The following is a 22816-nucleotide window of genomic DNA, read 5'->3' on the forward strand; positions in this document are numbered from 1 at the left end:
TCAGGGCATGTAGAAACCGCGGATGCGGTGGTAGCGTCCGCGGCCCAGCAGCGCGTTGGCGGCTTCCAGCCCCGACATCACTGCGGCCTCGATGCAGCCGGCGTTCATTCCGGAGTCGGTCCAGTCGCCGGCCAATATCAAACCGCCGTAACCGCTTTCGTCCGGGCGCAGCCGGTAGCGCTCGGTTCCCGGTACGGACTGCACGTAGCGATCCGACGGGTCGACGTTGACGCTGACGTGCTGAGTGGCCAGCGCCGCGCGGCCTCGCTGGCCGTCGGCGCCGCTCAACAGATCCCACCTGAAGCCGTGGTCGTCGAATGCGCGTGGGAAATACGGCCTCAGGTGGCGATCGATGTACTGGGCCGCTTCCGTATGCACCACGTCGCGGTAGCGGCGCGCATAGCCGGCGCCGGTTTCGGTGGTGGGCCACGCCGCGTTCAGCGTGCCGCAGAAGTACGCGACCGCACCGGGACGCTGCTCGTCGGGCCAGTCCTCGGCCCACAACGTCTGCGGCATCGAGGCCCACGTCTCGAACGGGCGCAGGTAGGCGCTGATCGTGACACCTGGCTCAGTCCACCCGAGTTCCGGTTCGCCGGGCCGCAACCAGATCTGGAACGCCTGCGTCGCCACCGTGCGGATGTGCGTCGTCATCTCCTGCCACTCGGGCCGGTCGGCGATGAGCTCTTCTGCGACCACGGGCAGCATGCCGACCGACACCGCGAGCACCACGTGGTCGAAGTCGGCACCGCGTCGCAGCACCCGTGCTTGCGCGTCGGCGTGCTCGGCCCAATGCGTTTCGAGGGCGTGCCAGCCGCCTGGCGGCTCAGGCTGACCGGGGGCAAGTTGGTCGAGCAGCGGCCGATGGGGGAAGACGGGCAGCCCACGCACCCGCGTCAGCGGCTCGTAGTGCTCGACGCCGTCGGCGAGCCGGACCTGGCGTGCCATCGAGATCGCCGCGATGCCTTGGCGGCGTTCGTCCAGATGCAGCGCGTCGAGCCGGTGGAAGAACTCGAAATCGACGCCGCGCCGCCGCAGCGCCTGGTACAACGGCGCGATCACGATGTCGCCCATGCCCGCTGTCATCTTCCAGAAAATGGCGCCCTTGTAGTCGAACAGCACCAGGCCGGTGAGGAACACCGCGAGCCCGGCACCGAAGGCGGGTCGCGCCGGATCGGCGTCCTCGTATCCGAATACCAGGTCGTAAAGTCCTCGCACCAGCGAGAACTCGAGCACGTCGGGATGCGCGCCGTGGCGCAGGATCCAGTCGCCGAAGTCTTCGTCGTTGATGGCGCGGAAGCCGCGGGGATCGGTGACCAGGTTGTCGGCGAGGATGCCTCGGATGACGGCCGTCATGAGCGACAACAACAGCCACGACCGCTTGTGGTCAGCGCGGCGCTCGTAGTCCAGCGCGTGGCGTACGGCGTCGAGTGCGTCGTCGATCATGCGGGTGGCGCTGCGCCGGCCGCGCCGAGGATCGGCCAGGGCCAGCAGTGCGGCGAGCGCGCTGTCGGCCACCGCGGTGAGCCAGCGCTGGGCGGCTGGCGGCTCGGGGCAGCAGGACAGCACGAGCCCGGAAGGACTTGCGCTGCGCTGGGATTCGGCGAAGTCGCGGACCAGCTGGACGGCACGGCGGGTGAACTCGATGACGGTCATCTCCCGGCCGGTGCTGTCCGGCTCGCCGGGTGAGCCGGTGTTGCGGGTGAACGTGCCGAGCCACATCAGCCAGTCGTTGCCGAACCGGTCGGCCAGCCCGAGGTTGTCGCCGGGTATCAGCGCCTGATCCCAGGTGCGGATCGGTGCGCCGGGATCGGTTGCAATGCGGTCTAATTCGGCATAGCACTCTCGCAGCAGGCCGAATGCGTTCTCGTAGGAGCCCAGCCAGATGTGCAGGCCGTGTTCTTCGATGCGGCCGTGCTCGCCGCGGCTGGACGCGCCTTTGCCGCCGAGTCGCCAGCCACGCTGGTAAACCGTGATCGCGTCGAAGCGGTCACGCCAGCCGGGCTCGCTGAGTCGCCAGGCGGCGCTCAAGCCGGCCATGCCGCCGCCGAGGATCGCGACCTTGCCGCCGGGCCTGCTCACGCCAGCAGCGCGCGCGCCCGGTCGAGCTCCGGCCAGGTGCTGTCGGCGGGGAAGCGGCTGATCGTGTCGGCGAGCTGCGCCCGGGCGGCATCGTGGCGCAGCTCGAAATCGTCCATGGCAGCGCGTAATTCGAAGATGTGCGCGTGCTGGCGCCTGGCGACGTCGAGGGCGGCACGCAGGTCGGCGGCCCGCGCCTCGTCGTCGGCGGCGGTGCGCGACCGCAGCCGCAGCAGCTCTGACCGGTAGAAGCACACCCCGGTGTCGTCGACGAGCTTTAGTGCCGTGTCCAACCGCGCCGCGGCCTCCTGGGTGCGGCCGGCCGCGATCAGCAGCCGTGCCAACACCCCGTCGTAGAAGGTGACGAAGAGCCGCGCCTCGGCCTCGCGCCACGCGTCGACGAACATGGCCATGACCGCGATGTGGTTCTGCAGCTCGTCGACGTCAACCGGATCCGCATTCAGCGCGAAAAATGTTGCGACAGTTGCTTGTTCGGTGGTCGCCACCATGGCCCAGAAGTCGAATCCGTGCCTCTCGGCTTGTGCGGCCAGCGATTCGACGAGCCGCGCTGCCGCGTCGAGCTGGCCCGCCTCCAGCCGCATCCATGCCTCGTAGGAGCGCGCGTAGGCCTGACTGAACGGACCCTGGGGGAAGTCGAGCCCTTCGACGATACGCCCGGTTTCGGCGAATTCGGCTTCCGCGCCGGCGAAGTCGCCCTGCACGGCACGGGCCAGGGCCAGATGCGTGTGCATGGACGCGACCGGCTCGTTGGGCACGAACCACACCGTGTCGAAGTCGTCGATCTGCACCTGCGCGACCGACTCGGTGGCCTGCTCGAGCAGGCGCCGCGAGGCCTCGAAATCGCCTGCGTACCACGCCAGCATGCCCATGGCGGCGTCGTTTTCCGACCGGAACCATTCCTTCGCGTTGTCGAGGTTGCCGCGTAACGACTCGGAGACCTGTGCGGCCCGGTGCAGGTCCGCGCGCGGCAAGAAGTACGCCCACAGCGCGACGAGCGTCGCGACGAGTTCGTCTTCGCGCAGATCGGTGCCCGACAGCTCCAGGCAGCGTTCGAAGTCGGCGGCCGCACCGGGACTTGCGGTGCCTTCGGCCGCTGACGCGAGGAATCCGCGGCGCAGCCGCAGCGCGATCTCCCGACGATCACGTGCGGGGCTGGGCGGCATTCGTTCGATCTGCTCCACCGCCCGAGTGAGATAGGTGCGGGCCTCCTCCAACGCGCCGCGCCGCCGGGCGTCGGTGGCCGCCTGTTGATATGCCACCGCGGCGTCCTCGTACCGCAGCGCCTGGTCGTAGTGCAGCGCGACCAGATGCCAGTCCGGATCGCTGCCGCCGTGCGCGCTCACCAGCGCGTCGGCGGCGCGGCCGTGCAAGCGCCGCCGCACGGTCGGTGGCGCCAGTTCATATGCGACCTCCCGCAACAGTTCGTGACGGAACCGCCAGGCGTCGGTGCGAGTCGGCTCGAACACGTGCGCCTGCTCGAGCTCGGCAACGGCAGCGGCGAAATCGTCGTCGGCCATGTCGAGCACCGCGAGCATCAGGCTGCGGTCGAATTCGCGGCCGATCGCGGCGGCGGCTTCGACCACCGGGATCACGTTGTCGCTGGCCCGAAGTCGCGCAAACAGCGGCTCGTAGAGCGCATCGGGAACGCGGTGCCACCGGAATTCATCGGTGGGCTGGTCGTGGATCTTGGTGACCACTTCTTCGACGTACAACGGCACGCCGTCGCAGCGGCGGCGGACTTCGGCCTGCTGCTCTTCGGACAGGCCCGGATCGATCGCGGCGCTGAGTTCGTCGGTCTCGGCTGCCGTCAACGGCTGCAACTCGAATGTCTTGACGTGCGCCAGATTCGGGAAACATCCCGCGTCGCGGGCGGTCAACACGACCAGCAGCCGACCAGTTTCGGTGGCCAGCAGCGCGTCGAGCACGTCGAGGGTCGACGCGTCGAACCACTGCACGTCCTCGGCGAGGACCACCCCAGGTCCGCCGCCCAGGCACGCCACCAGATAGTCGCTGATGGCCGCGACGATCTGGTCGTAGAGCTTGGTGCCCTCCGTGGGCACCGGCTGGTAGCCGTACTCTGCGCCGACGCCCAGCACGGGCGCCAGCAGCGGCAGGGTCGCGTCGACGTCGAGCCCATGCGCCCGAAGTTCTGCCTCGAGGCGGCGGATCCGCTCAGCCTGCTCGGTCAGCCGGTCGATGCCGCAGCGACGTTCCAGCAGTGTGCGCACCGGGTGCAGGCCGGCGTCGGCATGGAACGGGGATCCGACCAGCGTCAGCACGCGGCCACCTGACTGGCGCGCCAGATCGGTGGCGACAGCGGCCAGGCGGCTCTTGCCCATGCCGGCCTCCCCGAAGAACCCCACGCCGGCGACGTCCAGCGTCCCGGCCTGCGCCCGAGCCCAACTGTGCTGCAGGTAGGCGATTTCGCGCTGTCGGCCGATCAAGGGCCCGAGCGGGACTCTGGTGCCGCTGCGTTCGGCGACCACCCGGTAATGCTCGATGAGCTCCTCGATGCCCTTCACCGTCCGGGCGGGCTGCGCCTCGAGTTCGAAGTCGTCGGCAATCAAGCCGCCGATGGCCGCGGACACGACGACGGAGTTCGGCGGCGCGAGCTCTGACACCCGGGCGGCCATGTTGGCTCCCAGCCCGTACACGTCGTCCTGGGAGCGGTCGAGGTAAACCAGCCCGCGGTGCACACCCACCCGCACCGCGATCCCGAAACCGAAACGCGTGCTGACCTTTTCGCTGAGCGCAGCGACGTCGAGGGTGATGTCCAGCCCGGCTTGCACGGCGCGGCGGACGTCGTTCTCGTGGGCGATCGGGTGCCCGAACACGGCCAGCAGCCCGTCGCCTTTGGTGGAGAAGATGTGGCCTTCGTATCGGTCGACGATCTGCTTGACCTGATCGCGGTACCGTCCGATCACCGTGCGGTAGATCTCCGGCTCCACCCGCGTCGACAGCGCAGTCGAACCCACGATGTCGGCGAAAAGGATTGTCAGCCGCCGAAGTTCGCCGCGCCCCGGCGGCGCGGCGAGGATGTCCTCGGCTTCGGGATTGTGGCGGTCCACCTCGAGCACCTGCTCGGCAAGCTCGGCGGCGGTGATGCGATCGCCCCGGTTGATCGCTTGAACTGCCCGGTCAAGCAGTTCTCCGATAGGTGATCTGGGAGCGGCTGGAGTCACAGGTCGACGAGGACCGTCATCGTTTCGTCAACTGGCGCTGTGCCGGTCTGACCGGCGGTGGTCAGCCGCACCTGCCCGCGATACGTCGCGCTTCTCACCTCGGGCCACGCCACTGCGATACGGAACGTGGTCGCGGACTTGGCCAACACCGGCGGAAGGAACGTGACCAGGTGGTCGGGGATCGTGTACGACGAATCGCCCTCTCGGGCAAAGCTTTTCGCGATCGACAGGGCGCGTGGGTGATCGGCGCCGGCGATCGCGATGTCGGCGGACTCCACAGCCCCTGTTGCGCAACATGTCCCGCAGCCGGCGGCGCATCCCGCCGGTCCGCACGGCGCGGACATCATTTCCGATGCGGTGTGCAGCCCAGCGGTGACGGCGATGTCGAAAAGCGCACGCATGGACTGTGCCCACTGCTCGGCGCCGTATGTGCCCTCGTCGATGTGGTCGTTCGCGTCAGTCGCAACCTCACCGGCCCGGGTGATCAGGCACCGGTACAACTCCGCGCATTGCTGAATGCTCGCGGAGATGTGCGCCGTGCGCGAGGTCACGCGCCACCTCCTTCGGTCGATTCGCGCAACCTCTGCAAGTACCGCAGGGGGTCGGTGGCCAGCCGCACCGCGAATTCCGCACCGAACGCCATCATCTCCGGGACGGGCACCACTCCGCCGGCGCACTTCTGCGCAAGCGCCATGCTCTTCTTCGACATGTCGTCGATGCACTCGGTGAGCATGTCGACGGCGACGGTGACGGCCTGCCGGCTGGCGCCGTCGGTTTGGCACGACGGGGCAGCGCCGAGCGCTCGGCACGGATCGAGAGGCTTGGGCGGTGTCGCCGGCGCCTGAGGCGCCCGGGACGCCGTCCAGTTCTGCCATCCCACGGCGTTTTGGCGCCGCTGCTCCACGCCGCCGAGCAGCATCTCCATTCCCTGATCGGCGTATCCGCAGATGCACGCAAGCTTCTCGATGGCGACAGGCGATAAGTTGCGGAACGCAACCACCTTTCGGGTGATCACCCGCACGCCCCGCCTCGACGGGTCGGCGGCCGTGGCGACCATCCGGATGAAGCCCTCGTCGACGAGCGTCAAGCCGTCTCCCGCAGCGGTCGGATCGGGGTGCTCGTCGAGTTCGTAGTTGACCCACGCGGTCGGGAACCCGGTGGAGGCGCCGGCGGGGTCTTCGCCCCTCCAGTACCGAAGCGGTGTCTTCATCACAGGAGAGCCGGCCACTTTGCAAGTCATGCTGACGTGTTCGAGCGTCCAGCTCCACCCGTCGTCGGGATGAATGCCGTGCGGTTCCATGGTGCAGAAGAACGGCAGACACCGGTTCCAATTACGGGGGTCCGCAACGTCTTTCACCTCGTTGAAGGATGCCCTGGTGCTGGTGAAATCAGTGGTGAGCACGACGCAGGTGTGGCCGCAGATCTGGCGCAGGGTGTGGTCACAGAGGGGGATCTCGGCGACCACGGGGTCAATCAGAGAGCGCTCTGTGGCAATCCGCATCACGCGCTGCCAGTCGCCGCGGAACGCGAACTCCGACCGCAGCAGATCAAACAGCTCTTCTGCGCGCGCTTCGGCGGTTCCGCTGCGGTCGTCGGCCGGCGTAGCCATGCCGAGTGCGGTCACGTAGTCCTGTTCGGAGGCGTCGACCGGGCCGCCCTCCAGGTGGCACAACGCTCCCAGCGCGTACACCATCCGAGACAGCTGCGGCTTGGTCAGCGGCTCGCCGCCTTGGTCGATCGGCATGCTGTTGCCTTCGACAAGGTCGCCGATCGCGCCGCGCACGCTCGGGAAGGCCAGCGTCCGGCCCGGCATGTCGTCGAAGAACTGTTCGATTTCGGCGAACCAGCCGCTGTGCGGCCCCGTGGTGCCGGGCAGGTACTGTTCGACGACGGCCGCTGTGGCGGGTTCTTCCGATTCGGAGACCAGCCGGTCCATGGCGCCGTAGAGCGCCATCAGAGATTGCACCGCCGCCATCGGGTCCTCCAGCCGGTATGGCTGGCTAGCATACCGGCGAGCGGAGTGTTTCCACATGTCATCGCGATGATCGATGCTGCTCACTTTCCCGCGGCAGGCGACTTTCCCGATGGACCGCCGTCCCTGCATGTGCTGCCCTAGCATTGCGTTCGGCTGGTCGCCACCAGGCAGAAGTAGGCGGGAGGACGTCGGTGGCACATCGGGCTGACCACGGCAGCACCGACGATCTGCCGTGGTCGTCGGTGTTCGATCCGGCCGCCAACGCCCGTGCGCTCAGCGCGATTCAGGCCGAAGGCTTCCGCGCCGCCAGCCAACTCGTGGATCGGTTCGTCCGGATCGTCACGCCCAACGGATCGCCTGCGACGGGCACCCCGGCACTCGGCAACGGCGCCGAGGCGTCGTCGGCGTCGGATGCCGAGAGACTGACCAGGGCGTGGTGGTCGGCTGTCGGGCAGTTCTTGCTCAGAGCTGCACCCGGCGCTTCCTCCGCTGTCGACCTGACGCACTCGGACGGTGGAGTGTCACTTCGGGCAGCGGCCGGCGGCACGGCATGCGCTGAAGTGTGGTTGCACAACCGCGGCGCCGACGATCTCGGGCAGGTTGTGTTGCGTTGCAGCGACTTACTGGCGCACGACGGTTCGTTGATCACCGCAGACCACGTCACGTTCGACCCGGCCGTGGTTCCGTTGCCGCCACGGTGCAGCCGCGGAATATACGTCAAAGTTCAAGTGCCCCAAGCCTTATCGGCTAACATCTACCGCGGCACCATGCTGGTGAGCGGCCATCCCGAGCTGTGGTCGCCGGTGGTGCTGTCCGTCACCGCAGAGGCGCCGTGACCAGCACTGCGGATCGAACCGATCTCGTTTCGGCCGTGGAGGACCGCCTCCGGGCGGTGGCGAAGCTGGTCCGGCGGTCGATGCTGGACACGATGCCCGACGGCGAACCGAACCAGTGGCTGTACGCGCCGATGCGCGAATACCCGTCGCGCCCGGGCAAGGCGTTGCGTCCCGCGCTGTGTCTTTCCGCCGGGCGCGCGTTCGGCGCCGACGAGAACGATCTGCTCGGCCTGGCGGTGGCCATCGAATTGCTGCACAACGCATTTCTCATCCACGACGACGTGGCCGACGGCAGTGAGATGCGTCGCGGCCGCCCCACGCTTGCGGCCACCTACGGAATCGGCGCCGCGGTGAACGCCGGCGACGGGCTGGCGGTGGTGGCCGGCCAGGTGCTGCGCCGCGCCACCCGCCGGTTCGATCGCGACTTGGCCGACCTCGTCTGGGGCGAATTCGACACGATGGCGATGCGCACGCTCGAGGGCCAGGCCACCGAATTGGGCTGGCGGCTGGACAACGTGGAGGCGCTTCGCCCCGAGGACTATCTGCACCTGATCATGCACAAGACGTGCTGGTACACGATCATCCACCCGCTGCGGGTCGGCGCGATGGTCGGTTCGCGCGGCACCGCTGAGCTTGGCCCGCTGGTGCGGTTCGGATTCCACTTCGGCGCGGCCTTTCAGATCCGCGACGACCTGCTGAATCTCGTTGGCGACGAGGCGATGTACGGCAAGGAGATCCTGGGTGATCTGTACGAGGGCAAGCGCACGCTGACGCTCGTCCACCTGCTCAGCGTCGCGCAAGGCGCCGACGCTGCGTTCATGCGCGACTACCTTCGGCGCGACCGTTCCACGCGCACACCGCAAATGGTGGCGGCCGTGCGCGCGATGATGGACGACTACGGAAGCATCCAATTCACAAGCGAATACGCCGAAGGCATCCTGCTTGTCGCGGAGGAGTACTTCGAGCAGGCGTTCGCCGACGCCCAGCCCGGACCCGATCTCGACTTCCTGCGCGCACTGGTGCCCTACGTGTGGGCGCGCTGGCGCTGAGCAGTCAGAGCCGGCCCGCGGCGAAGTCCGCCGCCTGGTTCACCAGTCCCGCCGAAATGTACGCATTGGCACTGTGATCCGGCCAGTTCTTGTTGGCGTCGCCGAGATCGCTGTTGGAGCAGATCGGGTCGTTGGCGTGGCACAGGTCGATTGTCTTGTCGCCGTAGGCCGGATTGAAGTCGGAGAACGGTCCCAGCACCCGGCGAGTTCCGTTGCCGAACATCACTACCGCGGCGATGTGGGCGTCGGAACCCAGCGGAAGCGGGTTGTTGAAGCCGAACACCGGTGCGGGCACGGCGAGTACGACGTCGACCACACCGGCGCCAAGTGAGTAGCCGCCGAGCACCAGCTGGGTATTCGGGCAATTGGTCGCGTTGTACTGAATGCGCTGGCTCATGTCGTTGGCGCCGAGGTCTACCTCGTAATCGGCCGGGTAGTTGACCGCGTAGAAGCCGACCGACTTGCCCTTGACCCGTGAGCGCAGGGCGTTGACGAATGCGGTGCCGAGTATGCCTGGGCCGGCGGGTTCTTCACGGCCGCGTGCGAAGATCACCTCGACGTTCGGGCAGTTCGCGGCTGTGGCGGGCGGCGCGATGATCAGGGCGCACGCTGCCAAGACTGCGGTGAGAACGGCGACGAAACATTGACGCGGATGCAAGGCGTTCATCGTGACGATGTTAGCGATGATCGCCGGTTGCGTCGTCCGCTTGCCCGATCAGGGGCTCTTACACCAGTCCGGCAACGAAATTCGCGGCTTCGTTCGTCAAGCCCGCAGTCACGTAGTCGTGGTGCGCGAACGGATTGCGGCCGCCGGAGCAAATCGGGTCGCCGTCTTTGCACAAGTCGATGGCTTTACCGGCGACAAGCGGGGCAGCCGACGACACCGGCTTGCCGAATTTGGTCGACGGATTGCCGAACACCGCGACGGCGGCGACGTGGTTGGCTGCCGACGCCGGCAGCGGCACACCGATGTTCGTGCCGAGGATCGGAACGTTCAACAGCATGTCGACCACTGCTGCGCCCTGCGAAAAGCCGCCCAGGACAAGCTTGGTGGACGGGCATGTCTTCGCCATGTCGATGACGTGCGCGCTCGCGTCGGCGGCTCCGTCACCCGCGGCGAGGAAGTCATAGCTGGCGGGGTAGTTGACCGCGTATGCGCTTACGCTGCGGCCGCCGACCTGTTCGCGAAGTGCATCGACGAACGCCTGACCGACTTCACCGACCCCGGCGGGTTCCCTTGTGCCGCGAGCGAATACCACTTCGATGTCGGGGCACGGCTGAGCCGACGCGGCGGGGAGGCCGCCGGGCAACCAGACCACGGCGCCGGCCGCGGTCAGCGCGGCGGCAAAGAAACGACGAAGACTCACGCCGGTCATCCTCACATACCGGACTCGGTGGCAGGCAAACCGGCGGCCAGCGCCGGCCCGTCGGCACGGCCGCGGCCGTGCTGGTCAACGATGTCCGCCGGGCCTACCTCCGGCCAGCCGGCCGCCGCGACGACGTCGACCGGCCGGGCGTGCTCACGACCGGCCAACGCCAGCCCCAGCAACACCACGGCGCCGCCGAACGCCTGTGCCGGGGTGATCGCCTCGCCGACCAAAATCCACGCGGCCAGCACCGCGCACAGCACTTCGCCCAGGCCCATCAGCGACGCGTAGCTGGGGCGCAGCCGCGCCACGCCGCTGATGCCGAGCGTGTAGGCGACCGCGGTGCAGACCACTCCGAGCGCGAGGACGGGAACCCAGATCGGTGTCTGGTGGCCGGCGACGACGGTGTGCTGCGCAGTGAACGCCAGCGGCAGCGCGCCCGTCACACCCAGTGCCGCCACCGCGGCGGCGCCGACGATCAGGCCACCGGCCGCCAGGGTCACCGACGTCAAGCCGCTGCCGTCGGCGGCCACCCGGTCCGACAGCAGGAAATAGCAGGCGGCGCAGACTGCGGCGCCGAGCGCCCACGCCACCCCGGCTGGATCCACATGGGCGCGGAGAACACGTCGAGCACGACGACCGTGCCGGCCAGCGCGAGCGCCGCGCCGGCCAAGGTACCGGCGCCGGGGCGTCGCCGAGTGGTCGCCCAGAGCCAGCCGACCACCAGCACCGGTGCCAGATACTCCAGCAGCAGCGCAACGCCGACTGACAGCCGCGAGACGGCGTTGTAGTAGCAGAGCTGCGCGCCGGCGATCGGGACCACCCCGTAGAGCACCACAGTTCTGGCGTGTTGGACGGCTTCGCGCAGCCAGCGGCGGTGGGCCAGGGTCGCGAACAACGCCATCACCGCGGCGCCGACGGCAAGCCGGATCGTCACCGCCGCGTTGGGCGACCAGCCGGCAGCCATCAGCGCTTTCGCGAACGGCCCGGACATGCCGAACGTGACGGCCGACCCGAGCGCGAACGCGACGCCGAGCCGGAAGGTGCGTTGCGCGCCCATGACACCCTTTCCGCTGGTAACGAGTAAAATCTGCTTTGGTACTGACGCTACAAGCGCGCGTCGTCAGGAGTCAAATGCTTTTCAGTCATGACACGGAGGTCACACTGCGGGCCGCGTGCTCGCTGATCAACAGCGACCGCGTCGACGGTGAGCGGCTGGGGTCTCAGGCGGCGCTCGACGAGTACTTGGACTCTTACGGCTGGACGGGGCGGCGCGACCACGACGACGCCGAGCTGGCGGCAGTGCACAAGTTGCGGGCACGACTGGGCCGCATCTGGGAGTCCGCCGACGACGAGGAGCGGGCCGTCGAGCAGGTGAACGCGCTGCTGTCCGACACGCACGCCGCGCCGTGGCTGACCCGGCATCCGGAGATGCCCGAGTGGCACCTGCATCTGGCGTCGGTGCGCGATCCGCTGGCGCAGCGCATGGGCGCCGAGATGGCGATGGCGCTGGCCGACGTGATCCGGGCGGGTGAACTGCGGCGGCTCAAGATCTGCGCGGCACCGGATTGCCGTGCGGCGGTGATGGATTTGTCGCGCAATCGATCGAGGATCTTCTGTGACACCGGGAACTGCGCCAACCGTCAGCACGTGGCGGCCTACCGCGAACGCAGGCGGTGAAATTGCCGCCGCGCACCCTGCTCTCGCGGAGTTAGGTTGGTGCCGGCGGCACATTGGGGGGACAGTGGCTCGGCAACCGACGACCCGGCTCGCGGTCAGCGGGCATCGATTCCTGTTGCGGCGCATGGGGAATGCGTTGGTGCGCCGGGATGTGCGGATGATCGACGAACCGATGCGCGCGCAAGCCAGGTCGATGGTGACCGGCGCCGTGCTGACCGTGGTGGCGCTGGCGGCGTGTGCGGTCGTCGCGTTGGTGCGCCCGCAGGGCGCGCTCGGGGACGCCCCTATCGTGATGGTGCGCGAGTCCGGTGCGCTGTACGTCCGTGTCGGCGACACGCTGCATCCGGTGCTGAATCTCGCGTCGGCGCGCCTGATCACCGGCACGCCGGCCACTCCGCGAATCGTCAAGCAATCCGAACTGCGCAGGGCCAATCTCGGCGCAACGCTGGGCATTCCGGGCGCACCGGCGACACTGCCGGAGCCGCTCGCAGCCGGTGAAGCGCAGTGGGACGTGTGCGACGACGCGGCTGCGACAACCGTGATCGTCGGGCCGGTGGGCGACAATCGGCCGCTGCACGGTGACCGCACCATGTTCGTCCGCGCGCGCAGCGACTCGGCGACATACCTTCTCTACGACGGGCGCCGGGCCCGCGTGAGCTCGGCCGACTTCGCGGTCGCGAAGGCGCTGCGGTTGGACGGCGTCGAGCCGGTCGAGGTGTCGTCGGCAGTGTTGAATGCAATCCCCGAGGCGCCGGCGATCATGGCGCCGGTGATTCCGTCGTCCGGTTCACCGGGGCCGGCGTCGCTGGGCGGGGCGCCCGTCGGCTCGGTGGTGCGGGTCGCGCGGGCCGACGGCGACGAGTTGTACGGCGTGCTGGCCGATGGTGTGCAGCGGATCGGGCATGTGGGCGCGGATCTGTTGCGGTTCAGCGACTCGCACGGCGCGTCGGACATCACCGCGGTCACCGCCGACGCGATCAGCGATCTGCCGCAATTGGACAGTCTGCCTGTGGCCACGTTCCCCGACGTGGTGACACCACCGGTGAGCGAGCGCGTCGTGTGCGCGCACTGGGGACCGGACGGCGGGGTCACTGTGGCAGCCGGGTCCAGGTTGCCGGTGACCCCGGGGCAGGCGCCCGTCGCCCTTGCCCAGGCAGACGGTGCCGGCCCCAACGCCGACGCGGTGTTCGTGCCGCCGGGGCGCTGCCTCTACGTGGAGGCAACAGGCCGATACCTGGTCACCGACACCGGCGTGCGATTCGGGGTGCGCGACGCCGAAAGTGCTGCGGCACTTGGCCTTCCGACGACACCCGTGCCTGCATACTGGCCGATCCTGAAACTGCTCGCCGACGGGCCCGAACTCAGCCGCGCCGCCGCCTCAGTGGCCCACGACGGAATCGCCCCCGACCGCGGTGGTGTCGCGCTGCCCGGCGACGGCACTGCGACGGCGCCGCGCTAGCCGATTCGCGGGCGCGAGCAGTGCCAGCGCGGCAGCCAGAAATGCCGCGCACCCCGCAAGACCGACGAAAGCCGTTGAGCGGCCGTTGCTTTCGGGCTGACGGGCCGGCGCCGCAGGTGCCAGCGGGCGCTGCGCCCACGCCGGTGAGGCGCTCTGGCGCCCGTCGGTCAGGGCGGCCAGCGGGTCGACGATGCCGTTGCCGACGTTCGGATTCCAGCCGCCGGATGGCCGGTGTGCGGTGGCTTCGATACGTTGCATCACTTGCCGCGCGGTCAACTCGGGGAAGCGCGCACGCACCAGCGCGGCGACTCCGCTGACGACCGGGGCCGCATAGCTGGTCCCGGCGATGGCGGAGCCGCTGGCGCCGCGGTAGGTGTTCGCCAGCCCGGTGTGGTCGGGATTCAGCGACACAACTGCCTCGCCGGGTGCCGCGACGTCGACCCACGGCCCGGCCAGGCTGAACGGCGACGGCGACCCGTCGGGGCCGACGGAGCCGACCGTGAGGACGTAGTCGTCGTACCAGCCCGGGCTGACCGCGACATCGGCGGTCTCCCAGTCGGGTTCGTGCAGCCGCGCGGGTGCCGGGTTCTGTTGCGGGCAGTTGCCGCCGGGGCCGACGTTGCCCGCAGCCACTACGACGACCACGTCTTTGACGTCGACCGCATAGGCGACGGCGGCACCGAGTGCACCGTCGCGCAACGCTGCACCGGCGGTGCATGCGACCGAGGAGATGTTGATCACCGTTGCACCCTTGTCGGCAGCGGTGCGCACCGCCATCGCAAGCGTCTCCACCGTCCCGGTGCCGAAGTCGCGGGCACCTACCGGGCCGTACTTGACGCTGGTCTGCCGGATCGTCAGCACCGACACACCGGGAGCGATCCCGGCGAACCCGTCGGATTCGGCTGCCGCGGCGATGATTCCGGCGACCAGCGTCCCGTGGGCATCGCAATCCTCGCGGCCGTCGCCCGTCGAGGCGTAGTCGCCGCCGGAGATCAACCGGGGCAGCCGGGGATGTGTCGACACCCCGGTGTCGATCACCGCGACGGTCTGGCCTTCGCCGGTGGACAGCGCCCACAGCGGGCGCAGGTCGAACGGTGTCAGCTGGGTGCCCGACGCTTGTAGGTTCCGGTCGAACACGGCTGTGGTGCAGTCGGATTGCTTGCGGGTGGGCGCCGGCGGCCGCGGCGGTGCAGCGGGCGGGAGATCGGACTGGTCGACTGCGGGCGGTCGCACTGCGGAGGCGACCGGCGCGGGTGACAACCCAGCCAGGCCAAGCGTCAGGGCAGTGGCTGCGGCGAGCCGGACGACGGTCACGACAGCGCCAATCCGCGGGTGTAGGCGAATACGCCGCTGGCCCAGCATGTGAGCGGGATGATCGCGGCCAGCGCCACGGACTGAGCTACATCGACGGCTCGGCGTCTGACCGGCGAGCCGGCCATTGCTCGGGGTGCCGCCGCGGCCAGTGACGCGGCGACAATGGCGGCCGCGGCCCCTATCCAGTGCGCATGCTGTGGCCACTGGCCGACCGCCCAGACCGCTGCCGCCGCGAATGCCGTTGCGCCGCAGAGGAGTAACGCCGAAGCTTGCACCAGATCGACATGGAGGTCAGTGCGCAGGGTCAGTGCGACGCCGACGACGGCGGCCAATGCCGCCCCGGCGGCTGACCCGCCGTGAACCGCCAGCCAGGCGCCCAGTGCTGCTGCGGCCCCGAATCCGCACACCAGTCCGTTGACCATGCCGTGCGCGCGCCGTGAAGCGGCAGCGACCACGTCGGCGTGGTCTTCGTGGGCTAGACGAGGTACCGGCAGACGCCCCAGCCAGATGGCCAACCGCGGAGCGACGGCGAGCAGGATGGCCGCTGCTGCGGTGAGCACGGCCCCGGCTGCGGTGACCTCGCCTACCGCGACGACCTGCATGCAGGCGGCGCCCGCGGCGAGAAATCCGAACGCCGCAGCACCAGTGAAGACGACGAGCCCGGTGCGGGTGCAGCGGGCGGTGACCACCGACACCGTTGCGCCCAGCGCACTTGCCAGCATGAGTTTGGGCGCCAGCACGGTCCCGGGCACAGCCAGATAGCCGGCCGTTGATGCCAGTGCGGTCGTACAGCAGCCGAAGATCAACGCTGCCAACAGTTCTCGATACACCCGCGCGCACACCACCGCGGCGACGAGCGCGCCTGTGCACAGCGCTGCCGCCACCACAGCGGCGGCGCCCGATGTCGACCGCAGCACTGCGTAGATTGCCAGCGCGGTCCCGCACAGCGTGGCAGCTGACGCAGCGACGCGCGTCGCCGCCGAATTCCACTGCGGCGTGGCGGCGAGCGCCGCTGCGATCAAGGCGGTCGTGTCGTCGATCGGCAGTGCCGGCGGCTGCAGGCTGCTGCGACGTAGCCACAGCAGATCGCCGTCGTGAATGCCGTTGTCGCGCAGCGAAAGATACGGCGTCAGCGGTCGGCCGTCGACATGGGCAAGGTGCCAGTCCGTCGGCACGTCGGCCCAATGGTGCCCGTCGACCGCCACCTGGTTGACGATCGCGGGCAACAGCCCCGCGATTCCGGCATCCGCCGGTAGCGCGAAATCTGTTCGCTGCGTTCCGAATTGCACGCCGATGCGGCACACATCGGCCATGACGGTTCTCGACATCGCCATTCCCCCTCGTCGTGGCTGACGCTAACCGACGGATGCAGACTGCGGCGGGTTGTGCACAGCCGCCTGTGGATAGCCGGTTGCGGCTCGGCGGGGACGGCGCAAGCGTGGCCGCATGCCGGACTGGCAATCGAGCGCCCGCGCTGCGGGGCCACCACTACCCGACGGTGACGTCGTCGTCGAAGCGCCCGAGGACCCGCCGCGGCCGTCACCGGTGCACCCGCTCACGCGGCTTCTGCCGATCGTGATGTTCGTCGGGATGGCCGGCATGACATTGCTATTCGTCAGGTCAGGTGCCGGCGCCGCCCACAATCCGACGGCATTGCTCTTCCCGGCGATGATGGCGATGTCGTCGATCGGGATGATCGCGCAGAGTCGAGGCGGGGGCGCCCGCACCGCTGAGGTCGACGAAACCCGCAAGGACTATTTGAGATACCTCGACCGGCTGCGAGGCGACGTCGCCGAAAACGCACATCGGCAGTGGGAATCGCTGCGGTGGCAGCATCCCGACCCTTCGGCGTTGTGGACACTTGCCGGCACCCGGCGTATGTGGGAACGCGGCAGCGCCGATTCGGATTTCTGCCACGTCCGCATCGGGCTGGGCAGCCAGCGAGCCGCCGCCGCGATAACCGCACCCGACCTCAGCCCGGTCGACCAGCTCGAGCCCGTGGCAGCGATGGCGTTGCGCAACTTCCTGCGCGTCCACTCCGTCGTTTCGGAGCTGCCGATCACATTGGCGCTCAGGCGGTTCGGCGTGGTCTCGGTGCAAGGGGCGCCCCGGCATGCCCGGGATCTGATGCGAGCGATGGTGTGCCAACTCGCCGTTCTTCACGGCCCGGAGTCGCTCGCTGTCGCCGCGGTGGTCGACGACGCGGCAGCCCAGGAATGGGACTGGCTGAAGTGGCTGCCGCACCATCAGCATCCAAGCGCAACTGATCCTGGCGGCACGGCGCGGATGCACTACCGCAGCATCGAGTCCGTCCAAGGCGGTCCGGCCCGGCACATGGTGCTGGTCGTCGACGGGGCAGACGTGGCCGCGGCGGACCGCCGCCTCGAGCGCGGCGACGTGACGATCTTGGAGCACGGTAACCGGTGCCATGCGGCGGCTTGCCTTCGGCTCGACGTCTCGGCCGACGAGGTCGCGGTGCTCGCAGACGTCCGCGAAGTGGTCGCCCGGCCCGATGCGATGACGGTTGCCGACGCCGACGTGTGTGCACGGCGACTGGCTTCGTACCGGAACGCCACCGGCACGCGCACCGTTGAGGGCCGGCCGCAGGATTGGGCACACCTGGTAGGCATGGCCAACCCCCGAACGATCCATCCCTCGACGGCCTGGCGAGAGCGATTGCCGCAGCACAGGCTTCGCGTGCCCGTCGGTGTCACACCGTCCGGCACTGTGGTCGAGCTGGATCTCAAGGAGGCCGCGGAGAACGGCATGGGCCCGCACGGGCTGTGTGTGGGTGCCACCGGCTCAGGCAAGAGCGAGTTCTTGCGCACGTTGACCCTCGGGCTGATCGCAATGCACCCGCCCGAGTCGCTGAACCTCGTGCTCGTCGACTTCAAAGGCGGCGCAACGTTTCTGGGCCTGGACCGCGCCCGACATGTGTCGGCGGTGATCACGAACCTGTCCGACGAGGCGCACTTGGTCGCACGCATGAAGGACGCGCTGGCCGGCGAGATGAACCGGCGGCAAGAGATCTTGCGGGCGGCCGGCGGGTACTCCAGCGTCGCCGAGTACGAACGGGCACGGCAGGCCGGCGCCTCGCTTCCTGCGCTACCGGCTCTCGTAGTGATCGTCGACGAATTCTCCGAATTGCTCAGCCAGCATCCCGATTTCGCCGAAACCTTCGTCGCGATCGGCCGACTGGGCCGCTCACTGCGGATGCACCTGCTGCTGGCCAGTCAGCGCCTCGACGAGGGCCGGTTACGCGGCCTGGAATCCCACCTGTCGTACCGGGTCTGCTTGAAAACGTTCTCGCCCAACGAGTCCCGTGCGGTGATCGGCCGTCCGGATGCCTTCCACCTACCCGCCACACCCGGCGCAGCGTTCATGAAGGTCGGATCCGACGAGCCGGTGGCGTTTCAGACCGCGTATGTGTCCGGGCCGTGCAGCATCGCGGATGCGGCTCCAGCACACCAGGTCAAACCTGCGGTGCGTGTGTTCACCGCGGCGCCGATGGGCCCGACGGTCACCCTCCAGCAGCCGGCCGCTTGGGCGAGCGGCAAGACCGTCATGGACACGGTGCTCGACCGGCTAGCCGGACACGGCACTCCCGCGCACAAGGTGTGGCTGGCACCGTTGACTCAGTCGCCGCCGCTCGACGAGCTGCTCAGCCACTGGCGCGGGCTGCTCACCGTGCCGATCGGCGTGGTCGACCGGCCGTTCGCGCAGCGCCGCGACCCGCTGCTCGTCGACTTGTCCGGCGCGGCCGGCAACGTCGCGATCGTCGGAGGGCCGCAGTCGGGCAAGTCGACGGCGGCGCGGACGCTGGTCACCGCATTGGCCGCCACCCACGGACCGGATCAGGTGCAGGTCTACTGCATCGACCTCGGCGGCGGTGTGCTGTCGTCGCTCGCCGCGCTGCCGCACGTGGGTTCGGTAGCCGGCAGAACCGATGCCGACGTCGTGCGCCGGACCGTCGCCGAGCTCGCCGCGGTGTTGCGCACGCGCGAGACGGTGTTTCAGCGGCTCATCATCGACTCGATGGCCGAATACCGACGGCGCCGCACGGCTGGCGACCCTGGTGTCGCCGACGACCGGTTCGGTGACGTCTTCCTGGTGGTCGACGGATGGGGCAGCCTGCGTGACGATTTTGACGACTTGGAACCCGCGATCACTGCGCTGGCGACACGCGGCTTGTCATATGGCGTCCACGTGGTACTGACGGCCTCTCGGTGGGCGGAGATCCGGCCTGCGTTGAAGGATCAGCTCGGTACCCGCGTCGAGCTGCGGCTCGGCGAGCCGGGCGACTCGGAGGTCAATCGCCGTGCAGCTCAACAGGTTCCGCTGGGCCAGCCGGGGCGCGGCATCACCTCGGACGGCATGCACATGCTCGTCGGGCTGCCACGGCTCGACGGCAAGCACGACACCGCGGACCTTTCCGCGGCGCTCGCCGACGCGGCCGCGGCGATCCGGACCCGGTACCCGGCGCTCACCGCACCTCCAGTGCGGCTGCTGCCGCAGCGCGTCGACCACAGCGCGATTGTTCAACAGCTGCCCGACGCAATGGCGCTCGGCCTCTACGAGGACGAACTCGATTGTGTTGCACTGGAGTTCACTCAGCAGCAGCACATGCTGATTCTCGGTGACAGCGAATGCGGCAAGACGGCGACGCTTCGGCTGCTGTGCACTGAACTCGTCCGCAACCACAGCGCCGACGAAGCGCAGCTGGTGATCGTCGACTACCGGCGCACGCTGCTGAGTGTGGTCGAATCCGAGCACCTGGCCGGATACGCGATGTCTGAACCGGTGTTGTCGGCACAGCTTTGCGCACTCGTGGACCGGCTGAGGGCGCGCCTGCCCGGGCCGGACGTCGACCAACGGCAATTGCGCTCGCGGTCGTGGTGGTCGGGCCCGGAACTGTACGTGATCGTCGACGACTTCGATCTCGTCTCGGCCGCTCAATTCGCACCGGTGGTCGAATTGCTGCCGCACGCACGCGATGTGGGCCTTCATGTGGTAGTGGCGCGCCGCTCAGGAGGCGCGGGGCGGGCACTGTTCGACCCGCTGCTCGCGCGGATGCGTGAGCTCGGGTGCATCGGGCTGATGATGAGCGCGAGCCCCGACGAGGGTGTGCTGCTGGGCACCTCTCGACCGGGCCCGCTGCCGCCGGGACGTGCACGTTTGATCACCCGCGGCAGCGAACGGGTCGTGCAACTGGCCTGGGTGCCAGGCCCGTGACCGACACGCCCGTGACCGTCGTGGCCGTCGGCCCGTGCGTCGTGAAAAGCGCAGCGACAACCCATGATCGCGCAGCCGTGGCCATCGACGGCATCGACGACGAGTTCGTGTCGGTCGACGGACAGCCCGTCGCCGTGGCGGCGTTGTGGCATGAGATGTTCGCCGCCATGCTCGACGGCGCCGCGGTGCTGATCTGCTCGTCGTGGTGGCCGCAACGTCGCATCGCGACCATTCGGGATGCCGCATGCAGCGTGGTGTCCGAAGTCGAGGTGATCCGCCGGGCGGCAGTGCTCGCAGCCGCGGTCCGGCGGCACCCGGCGGTGGTCGTCGAGATCGCCGAATCGCTTGTGGCGCTGAGTCGTCCGGCCGATGACAGGCCGGCCCGGGCCGTCACGCGGTTGGGCGAACCAGCCGAGGTCGCCGCCGAAGTGGCGGATGCGGTGAGGTCACTGGCCGGTGGACACGGCGCGGTTGTCGTCGACTGCGCCGACGGCGTCGGCGGGGCGGCGGAACTCGGCCGACTGATCGCCGACGTGGGTGCATTCGAGGTCACCGTCGTCGACGACAACCGGCTGATGGATGTGGCCGGGACACTGGCCGCCCATCACGACTCGCCCGCGCCGGTCGACGCGCCGCCGGCGTCGCGACGGCCGTCGCGCCGGCTGTGGCAGACGATGGGCGCGGCCGTGGCGGCGGTTGCCGTGGGGGCGATCGTCGCCGTCGCGGGCGGGCCGGCCCGCCCGTCGCCGACCATGCTGGTCGAGGGCAGGGTGGTGGTCGAAGTGCCCGCGGATTGGACCGCGCGGCACATCACGAGCGGCCCGGGATCGGCACGGGTACAGGTGAGCTCGCCGGCCGATCCGCACGTTGCCGTTCATCTCACGCAGTCGCCGGTACCGCCCGGCGAGACGCTGCAGACCACCGCCGACACGTTGCGTCGCGCACTGCGCCAGGAACCACCCGGCGTCTTCGTCGACTTCGATGCGGCCGCCCGTCGGGCGGCCCGGCCTGCGGTCACTTACACCGAGGTCCGGGCGGACCACGACGTGCGCTGGACAGTGCTGCTCGACGGCAGGGTGCGGATCAGCATCGGCTGCCAGAGCCCCCGCGGGTCCGAGGAGGCGGTGCGGGCGGCGTGCGAGCGGGCCGTCGCGACCGCTCGAGATGCCGGCGAAATCGCGGGAACCGTTGCGCCGCAGCCACAGTCCAACACCACATAACCACCTGAAAGGACCGACATGACCTCACCCGGGCCGGGCAGTCTCAGCACCGACTTCGACCTGATGCACAACGTCGCGGGCAAGATCGACGCCCGCAACGACGAAATCCGCACCATGCTGCGTGGCTTCATCGACCGGATGACGAACGTGCCCGCGTCGGTCTGGGGCGGCAACGCCGCGACGGCCTTCAAAGGCGTCGTCGACCGCTGGAACAGCGAGTCGGTGAAGCTGCACCAGGCGTTGCAAGGCATCGCAGAAACCATCCGCGCCAACGAGCGGGTGCTGCGCGATGCGGGCGAGACCCACTCGCAGCAGATCGGCGCCATCGGCGGAAACCTCTAGGAGACGTGATGGATCCGGTTCTCTCGTACAACTTCGCCGAGATCGAGTTCTCGGTGCGCCAAGACATCCATGCGACTGCGGGGCGCCTCAACGCCGCGCTCGACGACCTGCGCGCGCAGATCACCCCGCTGCGCCAAGTCTGGACACGCGAGGCCGCCGACGCATACCAGGTCGAGCAGTCCATGTGGGATTCGTCGGCCGCCGCGCTGAACGACATCCTGTTCCGGCTGGCCAACGCCGTCCGGGATGGCGCCGACGATGTCGCCGCCACCGACCGCCGGGCCGCGAACGCCTGGGGGCGCTGAGCCCCGAAGACCACTGTGCGGGTCTCGATGGAGGGGAGCCGTCGGGACCCGCACAGGCATGCCCGCTGTCAGACGAGCGCGGCCAGCGCGGCGGCCTCCGTCCGGGCCGCCTCGACGGCCCCGTCGGAGAGTCCGCACACCCGCAGGCACGCCGCCCCGATCACACCGGCGTCGGACTGGTCAGGGTCGCGTGCCCGGCGAATCTGGATGACCACCTCGGTGAGCTGGATCAGCAGCTCGCCCAACTGCGTCGCCGTGACGCCCGCGCGCACCGACGGGGTGGCCGCGAGCATTCCCAGCCGGCCATAGGCCTCCTGCAGCTGGCGTCGCTCGGCCCGGAAGCTGTCGTAGCGTTCGTGCTGAATCTCCGGCAGCAGGTAGAGGGTGCCGACGTTGTGGGGAATGCGGGTCAGCGTGCCGACGTCGACCGTGGCCAGCAGGTACAGCGCCGCCGCGGCGCTCGCCCGTTGCGGCACCAGCGCCTCGATCGCCTCCACCGCGTCCAGACTGGGCCTGACCGACGTGGTGAGTAGCTCGATCAGCAGCTCGTCCTTGCCGGCGAAGTGGTAGTACAGCGACGCCTGCCGGATGCCGACCCGTTCGGCGATCATCCGGGTGGAGGTGGCGGCGAAGCCGTGTTCGACGAACAGCGCGGCGGCGGCGTCGAGGATCTGCTGGCGCGGCGACGTGTCGGCGTCGGGCTCCTCCGGCGTGTGGCGGGGTCGCCCGAGCCGAGGCCGCGACACCATGTCGCTCAT

17 protein-coding genes and 1 pseudogene are annotated in these 22816 nt (G+C 69.1%); 8 read left to right on the forward strand and 10 right to left on the reverse strand.

The features are described 5' to 3' along the window. The 4 genes from AC5Y39_RS13390 to AC5Y39_RS13405 are packed head-to-tail and all read right to left on the reverse strand — an operon-like array spanning position 1 to position 7254. Positions 1–2079, reverse strand: coding sequence for an FAD-dependent oxidoreductase (locus tag AC5Y39_RS13390; RefSeq protein WP_500017815.1), 2079 nt, complete (start codon positions 2077–2079; stop codon positions 1–3). Further along, positions 2076–5279, reverse strand: coding sequence for an ATP-binding protein (locus AC5Y39_RS13395; RefSeq protein ID WP_500017817.1), 3204 nt, complete (start codon positions 5277–5279; stop codon positions 2076–2078). Before AC5Y39_RS13395 ends, AC5Y39_RS13390 begins: the two co-directional genes overlap by 4 nt. Further along, positions 5276–5830 carry a hypothetical protein gene (locus AC5Y39_RS13400; RefSeq protein ID WP_500017819.1) on the reverse strand — a complete coding sequence of 185 codons (555 nt, stop codon included), beginning with the start codon at positions 5828–5830 and terminating at the stop codon, positions 5276–5278. The genes AC5Y39_RS13395 and AC5Y39_RS13400 overlap by 4 nt, the downstream gene beginning before the upstream one ends. Further along, on the reverse strand, positions 5827–7254 hold the full coding sequence (locus AC5Y39_RS13405) for a hypothetical protein (RefSeq protein WP_500017821.1): 1428 nt from the start codon (positions 7252–7254) through the stop codon (positions 5827–5829). The genes AC5Y39_RS13400 and AC5Y39_RS13405 overlap by 4 nt, the downstream gene beginning before the upstream one ends. A gap of 191 nt (positions 7255–7445) precedes the next feature. On the opposite strand from AC5Y39_RS13405, the gene AC5Y39_RS13410 reads away from it, so the two are divergent. Together AC5Y39_RS13410 and AC5Y39_RS13415 are read left to right on the forward strand one after the other, a co-directional pair. Further along, entirely contained in the window at positions 7446–8090 is a 645-nt protein-coding gene (locus tag AC5Y39_RS13410) for a hypothetical protein (RefSeq protein ID WP_500017822.1), read from the forward strand. Between the two features lie 35 nt (positions 8091–8125). Beyond that, a complete protein-coding gene (locus tag AC5Y39_RS13415) occupies positions 8126–9139 on the forward strand; it encodes a polyprenyl synthetase family protein (RefSeq protein WP_500017824.1) in 1014 nt (337 codons plus the stop codon). Positions 9140–9143: 4 nt separating this feature from the next. Here the strand turns inward: AC5Y39_RS13415 and AC5Y39_RS13420 are convergent, their stop codons facing one another. From AC5Y39_RS13420 to AC5Y39_RS13430, 3 genes and pseudogenes are all read right to left on the reverse strand, one after another. Beyond that, a complete protein-coding gene (locus AC5Y39_RS13420; protein ID WP_500017827.1) occupies positions 9144–9806 on the reverse strand; it encodes a cutinase family protein in 663 nt (220 codons plus the stop codon). Positions 9807–9864: 58 nt separating this feature from the next. Next, the gene (locus AC5Y39_RS13425; RefSeq protein WP_500017829.1) at positions 9865–10515 is read right to left on the reverse strand and encodes a cutinase family protein; all 651 of its coding nucleotides are present in this window, start codon (positions 10513–10515) and stop codon (positions 9865–9867) included. Between the two features lie 2 nt (positions 10516–10517). Then, positions 10518–11566: pseudogene (locus AC5Y39_RS13430) on the reverse strand (EamA family transporter). Positions 11567–11640: 74 nt separating this feature from the next. On the opposite strand from AC5Y39_RS13430, the gene AC5Y39_RS13435 reads away from it, so the two are divergent. Together AC5Y39_RS13435 and eccB are read left to right on the forward strand one after the other, a co-directional pair. After that, positions 11641–12186, forward strand: a complete 546-nt coding sequence (locus AC5Y39_RS13435) for a CGNR zinc finger domain-containing protein (RefSeq protein ID WP_499911329.1) — start codon at positions 11641–11643, stop codon at positions 12184–12186. Between the two features lie 64 nt (positions 12187–12250). Then, positions 12251–13645, forward strand: a complete 1395-nt coding sequence (eccB, locus tag AC5Y39_RS13440; RefSeq protein WP_500017831.1) for a type VII secretion protein EccB — start codon at positions 12251–12253, stop codon at positions 13643–13645. On the opposite strand, the gene mycP is transcribed toward eccB, so the two are convergent. Then, the gene (gene mycP / locus AC5Y39_RS13445) at positions 13565–15007 is read right to left on the reverse strand and encodes a type VII secretion-associated serine protease mycosin (RefSeq protein WP_500017833.1); all 1443 of its coding nucleotides are present in this window, start codon (positions 15005–15007) and stop codon (positions 13565–13567) included. The two genes, eccB and mycP, sit on opposite strands and share 81 nt — an antisense overlap. Further along, positions 14956–16287, reverse strand: a complete 1332-nt coding sequence (gene eccD / locus AC5Y39_RS13450; RefSeq protein ID WP_500017835.1) for a type VII secretion integral membrane protein EccD — start codon at positions 16285–16287, stop codon at positions 14956–14958. Before eccD ends, mycP begins: the two co-directional genes overlap by 52 nt. A 118-nt stretch (positions 16288–16405) precedes the next feature. Here eccD and eccCa point away from each other — a divergent pair, with 118 nt between their 5' ends. From eccCa to AC5Y39_RS13470, 4 genes are read left to right on the forward strand one after another with little or no spacing between them, the layout of a single operon-like run. Then, entirely contained in the window at positions 16406–20191 is a 3786-nt protein-coding gene (gene eccCa / locus AC5Y39_RS13455; RefSeq protein ID WP_500017837.1) for a type VII secretion protein EccCa, read from the forward strand. Beyond that, positions 20188–21411 (forward strand): type VII secretion-associated protein, encoded by a 1224-nt coding sequence (locus tag AC5Y39_RS13460; RefSeq protein WP_500017838.1) that lies wholly within the window; start codon positions 20188–20190, stop codon positions 21409–21411. Before eccCa ends, AC5Y39_RS13460 begins: the two co-directional genes overlap by 4 nt. Positions 21412–21429: 18 nt before the next feature. After that, on the forward strand, positions 21430–21753 hold the full coding sequence (locus AC5Y39_RS13465; RefSeq protein WP_500017840.1) for a WXG100 family type VII secretion target: 324 nt from the start codon (positions 21430–21432) through the stop codon (positions 21751–21753). 8 nt (positions 21754–21761) lie between these two features. Beyond that, a complete protein-coding gene (locus tag AC5Y39_RS13470) occupies positions 21762–22058 on the forward strand; it encodes a WXG100 family type VII secretion target (RefSeq protein ID WP_499911343.1) in 297 nt (98 codons plus the stop codon). A 68-nt stretch (positions 22059–22126) separates the two neighbouring features. Here the strand turns inward: AC5Y39_RS13470 and AC5Y39_RS13475 are convergent, their stop codons facing one another. Continuing rightward, entirely contained in the window at positions 22127–22816 is a 690-nt protein-coding gene (locus tag AC5Y39_RS13475) for a TetR/AcrR family transcriptional regulator (RefSeq protein WP_500017842.1), read from the reverse strand.

It is taken from the genome of Mycobacterium sp. NGS39 (assembly GCF_059812765.1).